This window comes from Agromyces zhanjiangensis, assembly GCF_040496055.1.
GTDB lineage: Bacteria > Actinomycetota > Actinomycetes > Actinomycetales > Microbacteriaceae > Agromyces > Agromyces zhanjiangensis.
Genome location: NZ_JBEPKB010000005.1, coordinates 67386 through 82830 on the forward strand (window position 1 = coordinate 67386; position 15445 = coordinate 82830).

The following is a 15445-nucleotide window of genomic DNA, read 5'->3' on the forward strand; positions in this document are numbered from 1 at the left end:
CGGGTCACCGTCGGCGCCGGCCCGGTGCGTCAGAGGTGGCGGTACCGACCCGGCGCGAGCTCCCACGGATCACGGCCCAGGAAGTCGGCGACCGCGCGGAACACGCAGCTCTCGACGAGGAGTCGCTCGTCCTTCTCCTCGCCCTCCTGGGTGCGGAGGAAGCGCACGATCGGCAGGCGGAAGAAGACGATCCGTCGCTCGTCGTGGTACACCCGCCACCGGTCGACGTGGTCGTCGTGGATCGCCTCGGCCGGCGCATCGGCGACCTGGAACGACACGCCCTCGAGATCGGGCCACAGCCCACGCAGGTAGGCCGCGGTCGAGGCGAGCGTGACGTCGAACTCGTCGATCCGGGTACGAAGCGGCGGGAGGTGCGGGCCGGTCACCGCAGACCGCATGCCACGGCCGTGACGGTCACGCGACAGGCGCCTCCGCGAGGCCGACGTCGCGGCGACACGACGGGAACGGGGCATGGCCTCCATCGTAGCGGCCGGTCGGATCGCTACGCTGGGGGTCGCCATGAGACGTTGTTCGCGCACCGCATGCACCGCCGAGGCGGTCGCGACCCTGACGTACGACTACGCCGACTCGCTCGCCGTCCTCGGCCCGCTGTCGTTCACGCGCGAGCCGCACTCCTACGACCTGTGCGCGCGGCACGCCGACCGCACGTCCGCTCCGCGCGGCTGGCAGATCATCCGGCACGTCACCCTCGGTGAGGTAGGGTTCACGGCATGAATCCCCCCGTGAACCCGGGTGCTCGCGCGCGCCTCGAAACGATCGTGAAGGCCTACGACGTCCGAGGAATCGTCGGCGACGCGCTGACCGCCGAGGCGGTCGAGGCGCTCGGGGCCGGCTTCGTCGACGAGGTCGGCGCCGGGGGAGGCCGCGTCGTCGTGGGCCACGACATGCGCGACTCATCGCCGGGATTCGCCGAGGCGTTCGCCCGCGGGGCCACCGCGCGCGGTGCCGACGTCGTCGCGATCGGGCTCTGCTCGACCGACGAGAGCTACTTCGCATCGGGTTCGCTGCACGCCCCGGCGGCGATGTTCACCGCGAGCCACAACCCGGCGGCCTACAACGGCATCAAGTTCTCGCGTGCGGGCGCGCAGGGCATCTCGCTCGACACGGGGCTCGCGGCCATCCGCGACCGTGCAGCGGACTACCTCGAGGGCGGCATCCCCGCGGTGCCCGAGCCCGGTCGCGTCGAGCGGGCCGACGTCCTCGCCGACTACGCACGGCACCTCCGGACGCTCGTCGACCTCGGCGGCATCCGCCGGCTGAAGGTGGTCGTCGACGCCGGCAACGGCATGGGCGGGCTCACCGTCCCTGCGGTCCTCGGCGACGCGGCGGGCCTCGCCGCCCTGCCCCTCGAGATCGTCCCGCTCTACTTCGAGCTCGACGGAACCTTCCCGAACCACGAGGCCAACCCGCTCGACCCCGCCAACCTCGTCGACCTCCAGCGTGCCGTCCGCGAGCACGGCGCCGACCTCGGCCTGGCGTTCGACGGCGACGCCGACCGCTGCTTCGTCGTCGACGAGCGCGGCGAGGCGGTCGACCCGTCGGCGGTCGCCGCGATCGTGGCCCTGCGCGAGATCGCCCGCGTGCGGGCCCTGGGCGAGGCCGAGCCCACCGTCATCCACAACCTCATCACCTCGCGCTTCGTGCCCGAGACGATCGAGGCCGTGGGCGCGGTCGCGATCCGGACGCGCGTCGGGCACTCGCTCATCAAGGACCGCATGAGCGAGACTCGCGCGGTCTTCGGCGGCGAGCACTCCGCGCACTACTACTTCCGCGACTTCTGGGGCGCCGACAACGGCATGCTCGCCGCCATGCACCTGCTCGCGGAGTTCGGCGCGCAGGACGCGCCCCTGTCCGAGATGTCGGCACGGTTCACCCCGTACGCGCTGTCGGGCGAGATCAACTCGACCGTCGCCGACGTGCCGGCGGCCTACACGCGGATCGTGGAGTCGTTCACCGGTCGCGTCGAGTTCGACGAGCTCGACGGCCTCACGGCGACGGGCATCACCGCCGAGGACGAGCCGTTCTGGTGGTTCAACGTGCGGCCCTCGAACACCGAGCCCTTGCTGCGACTCAACGTCGAGGGCGAGGACGTCGCGACCATGTCGGCCATCCGCGACGAGGTGCTCGCGCTCATCCGCGCCTAGTCCCCGGCGGCGAACGGATGCCCCGCGCCCACGTGGCTGCGAGAATGGACGCCATGACCCTCGTCACGCCCTCCGCGACATCCGCCCTGCCCTTCAAGGTCGCCGACCTCTCGCTCGCCGAGGCGGGCCGGCACCAGCTCCGCCTCGCGGAGAACGAGATGCCGGGCCTCATGGCGCTGCGAGCCGAGTACGGCACGTCGAAGCCGCTCTCGGGCGCCCGCATCGCGGGCAGCCTGCACATGACGGTGCAGACCGCGGTCCTGATCGAGACCCTCGTCGCGCTCGGCGCCGAGGTGCGCTGGGCGAGCTGCAACATCTTCTCGACGCAGGACGAGGCGGCCGCCGCCGTCGTGGTCGGCCCCGACGGCACCGTCGACGAGCCGAGCGGCGTCCCCGTGTTCGCATGGAAGGGCGAGACGCTCGAGGAGTACTGGTGGTGCACCGACCGCATCTTCGACTGGTCGGCCGAGGCCGTGGCCGCGGGCGCCGACTGGATCGGCCCCAACATGATCCTCGACGACGGCGGCGACGCCACGCTGCTCGTGCACCGGGGGCGCGAGTTCGAGGCGGCGGGCTCGGTCCCGGCGGCGGCGGATGACGCGAGCGCGGAGTACCGCGTCGTGCTCGACACGCTCCGCGACTCGCTCGCGGGGAGCCCCGACCGGTGGACGCGCATCGCCGCCGAGCTGCAGGGCGTCACCGAGGAGACCACGACCGGCGTGCACCGCCTCTACGAGCTGCACGCCGACGGCGAGCTCCTCTTCCCGGCGATCAACGTCAACGACTCCGTCACGAAGTCGAAGTTCGACAACAAGTACGGCATCCGGCACTCCCTCCCGGACGGCCTGAATCGCGCGACCGACGTCCTCATGGGCGGCAAGGTCGCGTTCGTCGCGGGGTACGGCGACGTCGGCAAGGGCGCAGCCGAGGCGCTGCGCGGGCAGGGCGCACGCGTCATCGTCTCCGAGATCGACCCGATCAACGCGCTCCAGGCCGCGATGGACGGCTACCAGGTCGCGAGGCTCGAGTCCGTCGTCGGCCAGGTCGACATCCTCGTCACGGGCACCGGCAACAAGGACGTCGTGCGACTCGAGCACCTGCTCGCCCTGAAGCACCAGGCCGTCGTCGCGAACGTCGGCCACTTCGACAACGAGATCGACATGGCCGCGCTGGAGTCGCTCGAGGGCGCCGAGCGCGTCGAGATCAAGCCGCAGGTCCACGAGTGGCGGCTGCCGACCGGGCGGAGCATCCTCGTGCTGTCCGAGGGCCGGCTCATGAACCTCGGGAACGCGACCGGCCACCCGTCGTTCGTGATGTCGAACTCGTTCGCGAACCAGGTGCTCGCCCAGATCGAGCTCTGGACTCGGCCCGACGCCTACCCGATCGGCGTCTACGTGCTGCCGAAGCACCTCGACGAGAAGGTCGCACGCCTCCACCTCGATGCGCTCGGCGTCGAGCTCACCGTGCTCACGCCCGAGCAGGCCGCGTACATCGGCGTGCCGGTCGAGGGGCCGTACAAGGTCGACCACTACCGGTACTGAACGCGAAACGGATCCCGCGGCGAGAGCTGCGCCGCGGGATCGGCCGACCCAGCAGCGTCGCGGCGCCGCATCAGCGGCTCGCCCGGGCGTGGGTTCGCCCGGGTCAGCGCCGGGGTCAGCGCTCGGGGAAGCCGTTCGGCCGCGATTCGAGCACGGGCTCGAGCGAGCGCATGCGCGCATCGACCAGTGCGAGTGCCGCGAGGTCGCGCTCGCGTCGCAGTGCCGCGACGCCCGCGAGCAGGAGCTCGGGTTCGACGTGCGGCAGCGGCGACACGAACGGGGCGACCTCGGCCGCGAGCGATGCCGCGACGCGCTGCCGACTGCCGGGTGCGAGGTGCGGGGCGTTGCGGAGGAACGCGGCGACGCGGCGGGCGAGGGGATCGGGCATCCGGCCGACGTCGGCGACCGAGGCCCACCCCGCGAGCGCATCGGGCACGCCGAACGACGCGGGCGCGTAGGCCTTCACGCGCTCGACCTGCCCGTGCGTGCCCGCGAGGATGTCGCCGAGGCGCTTCGACTCGGGATTCAGGAAGCCGACGAGCACCGCGAGCCCGCCGAACGTCAGCCAGATCTCGAGCACGCCCGTGAGTGCGCGGATGAGGGCGTGGCGGAAGCCGATGGACCCGCCGTCGTCGCGGACCACGCGGATGCCCATGGCGAGCTTGCCGAGCGAGCGGCCCCGCGAGGCCGTCTCGACGGCGGTCGGCAGCACCACGATGCACGTCACGAGGAGCGCGATGCCGATCGCGCGGAAGGCAGCCTCGTCGAGCTCGAGCCCCGAGATCGCGAGGAGCGCGAGCAGGCCGACCAGGATCGTGAGGGCGACGTCGATCGCGGCGCCGCCGGCTCGCATCACGGCGCTCGCGGGGCGAAGGTCGAGTGCGACCGCCTCGCCCGTGAGCACGGCCTCGTCGTCGATCGCGACCGCGGTCCGCGCAGGGGAGACGTCGGCGGGCATGGCTAGTATTCAAGCAGATGGACCTCGACGCGCTCGCGACCGCCCGCCACGACGACTGGGAGCGCCTCGACGCGCTCTCGCGCAGGTCGCGCCCGACCGGCGCCGAGGCCGACGAGCTGATCGAGCGCTACCAGTCCGCGGCGGCCGACCTCTCGCTCATCCAGGCCACCGCCGGGTCGACCGCGCTGGGGGAGCGGCTCTCGCTCACCCTGGCCCGCGCGCGGCTTCGGTTCACAGGGGTCGCGGAGAACCCGCTGCGCCAGCTCTCCCGCTTCGCCCTCGCCGGCCTCCCCGCGGCGCTGTACCGGGTGCGCTGGCTGACGCTCGCCGTCGCGATCGCGACATTCGTCGTCGCGGCGCTCTACGCGACGTGGGTGCTCGCCGATCCGCGCGTCCTCGCGAACCTCGGCAGCGAGGAGGAGCTCCGGCAGATCGCCGAGGAGGGCTTCGTCGCCTACTACTCCGAGAATCCCGCCGCCTCCTTCGCCGGTGCCGTCTGGACCAACAACGCGTGGATCGCGGCGCAGTGCGTGGCGTTCGGCATCACCGGCGTCTGGGTGCCGTGGGTGATCCTCCAGAACGCGCAGAACCTCGGCCTGAACGCGGCGATCATGTTCGCCTACGACGAGGCCGACACCTTCTTCCTCTACATCGCCCCGCACGGCCTGCTCGAACTCACGTGCGTGTTCGTCGCCGCGGCCGCGGGGCTCCGCATCTTCTGGGCGTGGGTCGCCCCGGGGCCCCGCACGCGCGGCGCCGCCGTCGCGGAGGACGCGCGCGCCCTCTTCTCGGTCGCGATCGGGCTCGTGTTCTTCCTGTTCGTCGCGGGCGCCATCGAGGGGTTCGTGACCCCCGCACCCTGGCCGTGGCCGGTGAAGATCGGCATCGGCGCGCTCGCGCTCGGGCTGTTGCTGTTCACCATGCTCGTCCTCGGCCGGCGCGCCGCCGGGGCGGGCGAGACGGGCGATCTCGCCGAGTTCGACGCGGGGGCACGTCGGGCGACCGCCGGCTGAGCCGCGACCGCGCGTCGCGGGTGCCGCCGACCTCGTGCCGCGTCGGTGCGGTGCCGCGCCGACGGCGGGCGGCCGCGGCATCCGCTCAGAGCTGCCCGGCGGCCTTGAGCTCGAGGTACCGGTCGGCGAGCGCCGGCGGGAGGCCGGCCGGGCCCGCCGTCACGGTCGATGCGCCGAGGCGACGGGCGGCCGACGCCACCCGATCGGCATCGAGACGGGTGCGCTCGGCCGCCGCGGCCGAGTAGACCTCGGCGAGCTCGCCGCGTCGGCGCGCGGCGGCCTCGAGGGTGGGGTCGGCGACGGCTGCCACGACCACGCGATGCCGGGATGCGAGTTGCGGGATCACGGAGAGGAGGCCGCGCGAGCTTCCCGGCGAATCCGCCGCCGTGAGCAGCACGACGAGAGCGCGGCGGCTCGTGACGGCGCGGACCTGGGCGGGGACGCCGGCCCAATCGGCCTCGATGAGCTCGGCGTCGACGTCGGCCATCGTGTCGACCATGCGCGCCAGCAGGTCGGCCCCGCTCGCACCGTGGACGCGCCCGCGGAGTCGCCGGTCCCACAGCAGCAGGTCGACGCGGTCGCCAGCGTGCGTCGCGAGGGCGGCGAGCAGGAGGGCCGCCTCGTAGGCGGTGTCGAGTCGCGGCTCGTCGCCGATCCGCGCCGCCGCGGTGCGCGACGTGTCGACGACGATGACGATGCGCCGATCCCGCTCCGGCCGCCACGTGCGCACCATGAGCTTCGCCGAGCCCGGCGACTCCGGGTCGGACCGCCGGGCCGTGGCGCGCCAGTCGACCGCCCGGACGTCGTCGCCGCGGACGTACTCCCGGAGCGAGTCGAACTCGGTCCCCTGGCCGCGGATCAGGATCGGGGTCCTGCCGTCCAGCTCGCGCAGTCGCGTGAGCCGCGACGGCAGGTGGGCCCGCGAGTGGAACGGCGGCAGCACGCGGATCCGGCCGGGCGCGATGAGGGTCGCCTGCCGGGCCCAGAGGCCGAGGGGACCCCGGGACCGGATCGTGACGAGCTCCGTGACGCGGTCGCCGCGGCGGGTCGGCGTCAGGGCGAGCCGCACGCGTCGACCCTCCCCGGCCGGGACGTCGACGCGGGAGCGGTTGCGTCCGTGCACGCCGGCCGACGGCGGCCAGCCGTCGCGCACCTCGGCGCGCAGCCTCCGTCGCCCGAGGTTCCGGAGCACCAACTCGGCGCGGACGGTCTCGCCCAGGCGGAGCCTCGGCGGCAGCTCGCGCTCGACCGCGACCTGCCTGGGCGATGCGGCGACCGAGAGGTCCAACGCGCCCAGGCCGATCGCGACGAGCAGCCAGGCCACGAGGGTCGCCCACGCCGTCCCCGCGTCGCCGCCGAGCAGCACCACCGGCACGACGCCGACGGCGACGAGCAGGCTGAAGCGTCCGGTGAGCGCCATGGTCAGAGCGGGACCTGGACCTGCTGCACGACCGATCGCAGCACCTGGTCGACGGACACGCCCTCGAGCTCGGCCTCGGGCCGCAGCTGCACCCGGTGGCGCCACGCGGGCAGCAGCATGGCCTGGACGTGATCGGGCGTGACCTTCTCGACCCCCGTCATCCACGCCCAGGCCTTCGCGGTGGCGAGGAGCCCCGCGACGGCTCGCGGGCTGACGCCGAGGCGCATCGACGGACTCCGGCGGGTTGCGCGGGCGAGGTCGACGACGTAGGCGAGGACGTCGTCCGCGACGCCGACGCGGCGGGCGGCGGCACGCGCGGCGAGCAGCTCCGCGGCGCCGAGGACGGGCTCGACGCCCGCCGCGGCCAGGTCGTGCGGGTCGAAGCCGTCGGCATGGCGGCGGAGCATGGCGACCTCGGCGTCGCGCTCCGGCACGTCGAGCACGACCTTCAGCAGGAACCGGTCGAGCTGGGCCTCCGGGAGCGCGTAGGTGCCCTCGTACTCGATCGGGTTCTGCGTCGCGGCGACGAGGAAGGGGACGGGCAGCGGCCTCGTCACCCCGTCGATGGAGACCTGCCGTTCCTCCATGGCCTCGAGGAGCGCCGACTGCGTCTTCGGCGGCGTGCGGTTGATCTCGTCGGCGAGGAGCAGGTTCGTGAACACCGGTCCCTCGCGGAAGGCGAACTCGCCCGATCGCGGGTCGTATGCGAGCGATCCCGTGACGTCGCCGGGCATGAGGTCGGGCGTGAACTGCACCCGCCGCGTCTCGAGGCGCAGCGTCCTGCTGAGGGTCCGCACGAGCAGCGTCTTCGCGACGCCGGGGACGCCCTCGAGCAGCACGTGCCCGTCGGCGAGCAGCGCGATGATGAGGCCGGTCACGGCGCCGTCCTGGCCGACGACCGCCTTGCCCACCTCGGTGCGGACACGGTCGAGCGCGCCGCGCAGTTGCGCGTCGTCGGGGGTCGGGTCGGTCATGGTCGCCTTCCTGTCGGGTCGGTGGCCTCGAGGGCCGGTTCGGGTGCGATCGCCGCGTGCACGGCGCGTTCGAGCCCGTCCAGGTCGCGAGCGAGGTCCACCAGGTCGCGATCGCCGTCGGGTACGGCATCGACGAGCAGTGCGCGAACGGATGCCGGGGGCCGACCCGTCGCGCTCGCGGCGGCCGCGACGACGACGTCGACGTCGGCCGATGCGGGAAGCCGGAGCACGGCGGCCAGTCGTCGGATGGAGCCGAAGCGCAGCTGGTCGAGCGACCGCAGCCGGGCCGAGCCCCTCGCGTAGAGGCGCGCCCGGCCCTGGCCGGTCTCGGAGGCCGGGACGTGGACGGGGAGGTCCTCCACGACCAGCGGGCCGAACCGCCGGCCCCGCCAGATGCCCGCGACGATCGTGACCACGACGAGGAGGACGAGGACCGGACTGACCCACCCCGGGGTCAGCTCGGCGAGGGTCGGCGCGTCGGCGGCATCCGCGTCGGCCGGGCCCGGCAGGTACCAGGCGAGCTCGTCGCGCTCGCCGAGCAGGCCGATCGCGAGCGCCGCGTTCCCGGCCTCGTCGATCGTGTCGTTCGCGAACGGCGTCGTGGCGCCCACCAGGGCGACGTCGGCGCCGTCGGGGGCGGTGCCGACGACCACGGCGACCCCGTCGCCCTCCGGGAAGCAGCCCGTGAACCCGGAGGCCGCCGCGTCATCGCCGATCGTGAGGAGGCGCTGCCCGTCGGAGAGCGCGCCGGCTCGAGCGGCGGTCGGCAGGTCGCACGCGGCGTCGGCGGGAGCGGCCTCGGCGGCGCCGGCGAGTCGGACGCCGGGGGCGAGCACCTCGAGCGCGGCGAAGTCCGGCCGCGCGACCACGATGCGTTCGGCGGCGGCGGCGAGCTCTCGCACCCGGTCGCGATCGAGCACGCCGAGGTCGTCGTGCAGGAAGACCGTCGCTCCGTCGGCCGCGGCCTCCAGTGCCGTGTCGAGGCTGCGCACCTGGCGGACCTCGACTCCCCGGTCGGCGAGCACGCGGGCCAGCGCCTGCCCGCCGACGGGCGCCGGGTTGTCTGCGGCGAGCGGCGAGCCGGGCGCTCGCACCGCGCCCTGGATCACGACCAGCACGAGGGCGCCGATCACGAGCACGACGGTGAGGACGATCCACGTGCGCCCGCGCCGGAGCGACGCGCGGATGCCGGGCGTGATCGCGCGGGCCGGGCGGTCGGGTCGGGCGGTCGACGGCCCGGGCCGGGCGTCGCGGACGCCGATCACGCTCCGGCTCCGACCGGCTCGGTCGGAGCGGCGAGCGGCCGCGCCGCGCCGAGCTCGGCATCGAGCGCGGTGACCTCGGCGTACGCGCCCGCGTCACCGGGTCGGCCGAGGTAGCGGACGCCGTCGAAGGCGTCGGCCGCGCGCTCGAGTGCCGGTCCCCGCGTCGGGAAGGGCGCGGATGCCGCGCGGGCCATGCCGTGCGCCGTCGTGCCGGGGTGCACGCGCAGGAGCTCCCGCTCGACGAGGGCGCGCACGAGGGCGCGGAAGCGCTCCTCGATCGCGAGCGTCCAGTCGCCCGATGCGGCGGCCCGCTCCGCAGCACGGCGGAGCGTCGCCGCATCGCGGAGGTCGCCGTCGTCGAACAGGGCGATCACCGACGGCGTGCGACGCCGCAGGCGCGGGAGGCCGAAGACGAGCAGGCCGAGGCCGACGAGGCCGACGACGACGAGCACCGCGACGAGCGCCAGGGTCGGGACCGGCAGCCCCGTCGCACCGCTGAAGAGGCTCGCGATCCAGTCGCGCACCGCCTGCGCCGCGAGGTCGAAGAGCGTCGGCTCGGCCGCGCGGTACGCCGGGTCGGCGAGTTCCTCCACGACCCAGCGGCGCGCCTCCGGCGCATCGGGATCGAGCGGCGGCTCCAGCCGCGCGAGTGGGGTCAGGACCACGTCGGGGCCGCGTCACCCGCCGGCGCCGGCACGAACGGATCCGTCACCGGCCGGCCCGCCTCGCGCTCCTCGACGTGCCGCTCGAGTTCGAGGTCGAGCCCCTCCGATCGCATCCTGAGGTCGATGTAGATGACGGCGATCAGGGCGGCCTGGACCACGGCCACGATCGCGCCGACGAGGATCGAGAGGACGGTGCCGACGACGGTCGATGCGATCGAGATCGCCTCGTAGGTCGCCCCGGCCGTCGGGTCGAGGATGACGGCGAGGATCGTGCCGCCGAGCATGGGCACCTGCACGACGGTCTGCGCGATGGTCGAGACGATGAGGCCGACCAGCAGTATCAGCCCGAACGTCCGCCAGAAGTGGCCCGTCGTGAGCTCCCACGATCGTCGGACCGACTGCGCGATGCCCGCACGTTCGAGCACGATGACGCTCGGGACGAGTGCGAGCTTCGTCCCGAGCCAGGCCCCCAGCACCGCCATGCCGGCGAGGAGCAGCAGCACCACGACCACCACGCCGACGACCGTCAGCGGGTCGGGCGCGATCAGGGCCGTCATAACGATGAGCGCGGCGAGCAGGACGACGGCCCCGAGCACGATGCCGCCCACCAGCAGCGTCCAGCCGATGAGCGGGCCGATCCGGCCCGCCGCGCGCCTCCACAGCGCGCCGAACCCGAGCCGTCGGCCGAGCGTGCCGCTCGCGACCTCGACGACCATGACGCCCTGCAGGAACGCGCCGGCCACCACGCCGACGGCGACCGGGACGAGCGAGAGCAGGACGAGCCATCCGATCGTCCCCGTCATGACGGCGTCGAGGTCCTCGGCGCTGGAGGACTCGATGCGGCCGACGGCGAGGACGAGGAACGGCACGAAGACCGCGGCGGTCGCGACGACGGAGGCGAGCTGCACGACGAGCCCGGTGCCGAACACGGGTGCGGGGTTCCGCCGGAGGGTCTTGAACGGCGCCCAGAGCAGGGTGCCGAAGCCCATCGGCCGGAGCGGCAGCAGGCCCGGCTTCGGCGGCGGCGTCCACCCGCCGGTCGGCGCGCCGTACCCGGGTGCCGTCGTCTGAGCGTACGCGGGTGCGGGCGGCGTCGCGGCGGCGCCCGGCGGGAGCGGGGGCGGTCCGTATCCGGAGCTCGCCGGGGGAGTGGGCGGGTGCCACTGCTGATCCGACACGTGCGTCGTGCTCCTTCCCGGGGGATCCCACAATGCTGCCACAGCCCGCCCACGGCCGACCCGATCCCTCGAACGGCTACGCTGGTGCCACTGGACCGCCGACCGGCCCGTGCGCCGGAACCCACGGAGAACGAACGCATGACGCCTCGCGTACTCGTCGTCGACGACGACACGGCCCTCGCCGAGATGATCGGCATCGTGCTGCGCACGGAGGGGTTCGACCCGGTGTTCTGCGCCGACGGGGGAGGTGCGGTGGCGGCGTTCCGCGAGGCCAAGCCCGACCTCGTGCTCCTCGACCTCATGCTGCCGGGGATGGACGGCATCGAGGTCTGCGGGCGCATCCGTGCCGAGAGCGGCACGCCGATCATCATGCTGACCGCCAAGAGCGACACGACCGACGTCGTCAAGGGCCTGGAGTCGGGCGCCGACGACTACATGGTGAAGCCCTTCAACCCGAAGGAGCTCGTGGCCCGCATCCGCACGAGGCTCCGCCCTGCACCCGAGGCGGTCGTCGACACGATCTCGGTCGGCGACCTCGAGATCGACGCGGCGGGCCACGAGGTCCGGCGCGGCGACGAGCGGATCAACCTCACGCCGCTCGAGTTCGACCTCCTGCTGACCCTCGCCTCGAAGCCTCAGCAGGTCTTCACGCGCGAGATGCTGCTCGAGCAGGTGTGGGGGTACCACTACAAGGCCGACACGCGGCTCGTGAACGTCCACGTGCAGCGACTGCGGGCCAAGGTCGAGCACGATCCCGACAACCCGCGGATCGTGATGACCGTCCGAGGCGTGGGCTATCGCGCCGGCGCCACGACCTGAGGCCGGTCGCGCCATGACCACCGCGGCCACTCCGGCGCAGCGTGCCGTCGGATGGTTCCGCGGCCGGACGCGACGCTTCGGCACCCTGTGGCGTCGGTCGCTGCAGTTCCGCACCGTCCTCATCACGCTCGGCCTGTCGAGCCTCGCGATCCTCGTGATCGGCTTCACCATCTCGTTCACGGTCGCCTCGAACCTCTTCCAGCAGCAGGTCGAACGCGTCCTCGCGTCCTCGTCGACCGCGGCGTCGGCGGCGCAGGGCATCCTGGACGCCTCCGATGCCGCCGACCGCGCCACCGTGCAGGCCGTCACGTACGACGCGATCGAGACGGTCATCGGCGTCTCCGGGAGTCCGGACATCGCGCTCTTCCGAGCGCCGGGGACGACGCCCGTCGCGATCGCACCATCCGACTTCCTGAGCCCCGACCTGGCCGGGAAGATCTCACCCGAACTCCGCGAGCTCGTGCAGGAGAACCCGGAGACCCAGTACTGGCAGTCGGTGGAGTTGGACGGCGGCGACGCCGCCGTCCCCGGCATCGTCGTCGGGACCGACCTCGTCATGCCGGGCGGCGCCGGCCGGTACGAGCTCTACATCGGGTACGACCTGGCCGACGTCGCGCAGACGCTCGCCTTCGTGCAGCTCACCGGCGCGATCGGGGCGATCGCGCTGATCGCGCTCCTCAGCGCGATCACGCTCGTCGTCGTGCGCTGGGTCATCGAGCCGATCCAGGCGGTCTCGGCGACGAGCCGGCGACTCGCCGCCGGCGACCTCGGCGTCCGGCTGCCCGCGAAGGGCGAGGACGAACTCGCCGCGCTCGCCGAATCGTTCAACGGCATGGCGGACACGCTCCAGGCGCGCATCCGCGAGCTCGCCGAGCTGTCGGTCATGCAGCAGCGGTTCGTGAGCGACGTCTCGCACGAGCTGCGCACGCCCCTCACGACCATTCGACTCGCGGGCGAGGTGCTGTACGGCCAGCGCGACGACTTCCCGCCCGCGACCGCCCGGACCGCGGAGCTCCTGAAGACGCAGACGGAGCGATTCGAGACGCTGCTCGCCGACCTGCTCGAGATCAGCCGGTACGACGCCGGGTCGGTGGAGCTGGAGACCGAGCCGACCAACCTCGTCAACCTCGCGAGCGAGTCCATCGAGGCGATGCACTCGCTCGCGCTCGAGCGCGGCAGCGAGCTCCGGCTCGAGGCACCAGGGGGGCACCTGGACGCGGAGGTCGATCCCCGCCGCATCCGCCGCATCGTCCGCAACCTGATCGGCAACGCGATCGAGCACGGGGAAGGACGCCCGATCGTCGTCGCGGTCGACTCGAACGCCACGGCGGTCGCGCTCTCGGTGCGCGACTACGGGCTCGGGATGTCCGAGGAGGCGGCACAGCGCGTGTTCGACCGGTTCTGGCGGGCGGACCCGAGTCGTCGCCGCACGATCGGCGGCACCGGCCTCGGGCTCGCGATCTCCCTCGAGGACGCAGTCGCGCACGGCGGCACGCTCGACGTCTGGTCGCGCGAGGGGCGCGGCACGGTCTTCCGCCTCGTCCTTCCCCGCGTCCACGACCCCGAGGGCGCGGTCGTCCCGCCGCTCCCGCTCGAGCCCGCCGATCCCGACGCGTCCGGACCGGACGCCGGCGCATCCCTCGTCGCCGGGGACGCCCAGATCCAGGAGGCCTCCGATGCCTGACCGCGCAGTCCGACCGCGCCTCGTCCGCCTGGCGATCGCCGCGGCGACGGTCGTCGCCGCGCTCGCCGGATGCGCCTCCATCCCCACCAGCGGAGCCGTGAACCAGGGCGCCCCGGAGTCGACCGAGCAGGCGGTCGACGTCGACATCCTCCCGCGCGGGCCACGCGAGGACGCGAACCAGCAGCAGATCCTCGACGGCTTCATCGACGCCGCCGCGAGCCCGAGCGGCAACTACGAGATCGCCCGCCAGTTCCTGACCCCGGACTTCAGCGACGAGTGGGAGTCGGATGCCGCGGTGTCGATCGACGTGCTCGCCGACCGGTCGTTCACGCAGCTCGGCGACGACCTGATCCGGATGCGGGTCGTTCCGCAGGCGAGCCTCGCCGAGAACGGGCAGTACATCGCGGCCGGATCGACCGAGCCGGTGCAGCTCGAGTACCGCTTCGAGCAGGTCGACGGCCAATGGCGGATCTCGTTCGCGCCGCCCGGTGTGCTCATCGACGAGACGAGCTTCGGGCTGGTCTACCGCGATTACAGCCTCGCGTACTTCGACCCGCAGTTCCGGTACGTCGTGCCCGACGTGCGCTGGTTCGCCGGTCGCGACTCGCTCCAGACGAGCATCGTCCGAGCCCTGCTCGAGGGTCCTGTCGAGTGGCTCGACCCCGGCGTGGCATCCGCGTTCCCCGAGGACGTCGAACTGGGCCAGTCGACCGTTCCGGTCACCGGCGGCACGGCCACGGTCGACCTGCGCGGCGCCGCCTTCGACAACATCCGGACGATCCAGCTCATGCAGTACCAGCTGGAGCAGAGCCTCCTCGGCGTCCGCAACGTCGACGACGTGTCGCTGACGCTGAACGGCGTTCCGCTGAGCGCCCCGGACACGTCGGACCTGCCGGAGCGGACGCTCCGCGTGGACTCCCGCCCGGCCGTCTACGACGGCGAGGCCTTCGGATACCTGTCCTCGGCGGGCGAGCAGGTGGCGGCCATCGAGGGCGTGTCCGACCAGGTCGTGGCGCTCGGCCCGATGGGCGCGGCGCTCGGCTCCGGGGCGACGTCCGCGGCGGTCCTCGCGGAGGACGGCGTCCACCTCGTGCGATCCGGCGCCGAGACCGTGCTCCTCGACCCCCGTGACGGGCTCATCACGCCCGTGCTCGACGTGGACGGGACCGTGTGGTCGGTGCCGCGCGACGCCCCCGACGAGCTCGCCTGGTTCGCGTCGGACGGATCGAGCGCCCAGATCGCCGTCCCCTGGAGCGTCGACCGGATCGTGTCGCTCCAACTGTCCCGGGACGGCACCCGCATGGCGGCGCTGCTCGTGGACGGGTCGCGCACGCGCCTCGTCGCGGCGTCGGTGGTGCGGGGCGACGACGGCGTCCCGGTCGAGCTCGGCGCGGTGACCCTCGAGCTGGCCGTCTCGGGCGGCACGCCGCTCGACGTCGCCTGGCTGGACTCCCGCTCGGTCGGAACCCTGACGCGGACCTCCGAGTCGGAGACCCGCCTGACGGTGCAGGAGCTCGGCACGCCCGCGGACTACCGCGACGGCCCGCCGTTCGGCATCCAGGTCGACGGCGCGAACAGCCTGCGCGACCTCAGGATCCTCACCTCGGACGGCGACCTCGCGACCGGCGCGGGCGTCGGCTGGCAGGTCCAAGCCCGCGACCTGCGCTTCCTCGTCACGCAGCAGACCGACTGACTCGGGGGCGCACCCGTCCTCCACCGCCCCACGGGCTGGGCGCGCGGTCGTCCGGCTCCGCCGGGAACGG

General features: G+C 73.5%; 14 protein-coding genes. 7 read left to right on the forward strand and 7 right to left on the reverse strand.

What is annotated here, in order from left to right:
- Positions 1-29: 29 nt before the first annotated feature.
- Complete coding sequence (locus tag ABME02_RS11160; RefSeq protein ID WP_353815397.1) at positions 30-386, reverse strand: hypothetical protein; 357 nt, start codon at positions 384-386, stop codon at positions 30-32.
- Between the two features lie 133 nt (positions 387-519).
- On the opposite strand from ABME02_RS11160, the gene ABME02_RS11165 reads away from it, so the two are divergent.
- Genes ABME02_RS11165 through ahcY form a run of 3 tightly spaced genes read left to right on the forward strand, consistent with a single transcriptional unit; the run spans position 520 to position 3706 of the window.
- Positions 520-735 (forward strand): DUF3499 family protein, encoded by a 216-nt coding sequence (locus ABME02_RS11165; protein ID WP_154345184.1) that lies wholly within the window; start codon positions 520-522, stop codon positions 733-735.
- On the forward strand, positions 732-2165 hold the full coding sequence (locus ABME02_RS11170) for a phosphomannomutase/phosphoglucomutase (protein ID WP_353815398.1): 1434 nt from the start codon (positions 732-734) through the stop codon (positions 2163-2165). The genes ABME02_RS11165 and ABME02_RS11170 overlap by 4 nt, the downstream gene beginning before the upstream one ends.
- Before the next feature lie 53 nt (positions 2166-2218).
- A complete protein-coding gene (gene ahcY, locus ABME02_RS11175; RefSeq protein ID WP_353815400.1) occupies positions 2219-3706 on the forward strand; it encodes an adenosylhomocysteinase in 1488 nt (495 codons plus the stop codon).
- A gap of 115 nt (positions 3707-3821) precedes the next feature.
- On the opposite strand, the gene ABME02_RS11180 is transcribed toward ahcY, so the two are convergent.
- On the reverse strand, positions 3822-4664 hold the full coding sequence (locus ABME02_RS11180) for an RDD family protein (protein ID WP_353815401.1): 843 nt from the start codon (positions 4662-4664) through the stop codon (positions 3822-3824).
- Positions 4665-4681: 17 nt separating this feature from the next.
- On the opposite strand from ABME02_RS11180, the gene ABME02_RS11185 reads away from it, so the two are divergent.
- Positions 4682-5677 (forward strand): stage II sporulation protein M, encoded by a 996-nt coding sequence (locus tag ABME02_RS11185; RefSeq protein ID WP_353815402.1) that lies wholly within the window; start codon positions 4682-4684, stop codon positions 5675-5677.
- An 85-nt stretch (positions 5678-5762) separates the two neighbouring features.
- On the opposite strand, the gene ABME02_RS11190 is transcribed toward ABME02_RS11185, so the two are convergent.
- The 5 genes from ABME02_RS11190 to ABME02_RS11210 are packed head-to-tail and all read right to left on the reverse strand — an operon-like array spanning position 5763 to position 11179.
- Positions 5763-7097 carry a DUF58 domain-containing protein gene (locus tag ABME02_RS11190; RefSeq protein ID WP_353815403.1) on the reverse strand — a complete coding sequence of 445 codons (1335 nt, stop codon included), beginning with the start codon at positions 7095-7097 and terminating at the stop codon, positions 5763-5765.
- Positions 7098-7099: 2 nt separating this feature from the next.
- Entirely contained in the window at positions 7100-8071 is a 972-nt protein-coding gene (locus tag ABME02_RS11195; protein ID WP_353815404.1) for an AAA family ATPase, read from the reverse strand.
- Positions 8068-9336, reverse strand: coding sequence for a DUF4350 domain-containing protein (locus ABME02_RS11200; protein WP_353815405.1), 1269 nt, complete (start codon positions 9334-9336; stop codon positions 8068-8070). Before ABME02_RS11200 ends, ABME02_RS11195 begins: the two co-directional genes overlap by 4 nt.
- Positions 9333-10001, reverse strand: a complete 669-nt coding sequence (locus tag ABME02_RS11205; RefSeq protein WP_353815406.1) for a DUF4129 domain-containing protein — start codon at positions 9999-10001, stop codon at positions 9333-9335. Before ABME02_RS11205 ends, ABME02_RS11200 begins: the two co-directional genes overlap by 4 nt.
- Positions 9992-11179, reverse strand: coding sequence for a DUF7847 domain-containing protein (locus tag ABME02_RS11210; protein WP_353815407.1), 1188 nt, complete (start codon positions 11177-11179; stop codon positions 9992-9994). Before ABME02_RS11210 ends, ABME02_RS11205 begins: the two co-directional genes overlap by 10 nt.
- Before the next feature lie 138 nt (positions 11180-11317).
- Between ABME02_RS11210 and mtrA the strand changes: the two genes are divergently transcribed.
- The 3 genes from mtrA to ABME02_RS11225 are packed head-to-tail and all read left to right on the forward strand — an operon-like array spanning position 11318 to position 15375.
- Positions 11318-11998: an MtrAB system response regulator MtrA gene (gene mtrA, locus ABME02_RS11215; RefSeq protein WP_353815408.1), complete on the forward strand. Its 681-nt coding sequence runs from the start codon at positions 11318-11320 to the stop codon at positions 11996-11998.
- Between the two features lie 13 nt (positions 11999-12011).
- Entirely contained in the window at positions 12012-13682 is a 1671-nt protein-coding gene (mtrB, locus tag ABME02_RS11220; protein ID WP_353815409.1) for an MtrAB system histidine kinase MtrB, read from the forward strand.
- Positions 13675-15375 (forward strand): LpqB family beta-propeller domain-containing protein, encoded by a 1701-nt coding sequence (locus ABME02_RS11225; protein ID WP_353815410.1) that lies wholly within the window; start codon positions 13675-13677, stop codon positions 15373-15375. Before mtrB ends, ABME02_RS11225 begins: the two co-directional genes overlap by 8 nt.
- Positions 15376-15445 lie beyond the last annotated feature (70 nt).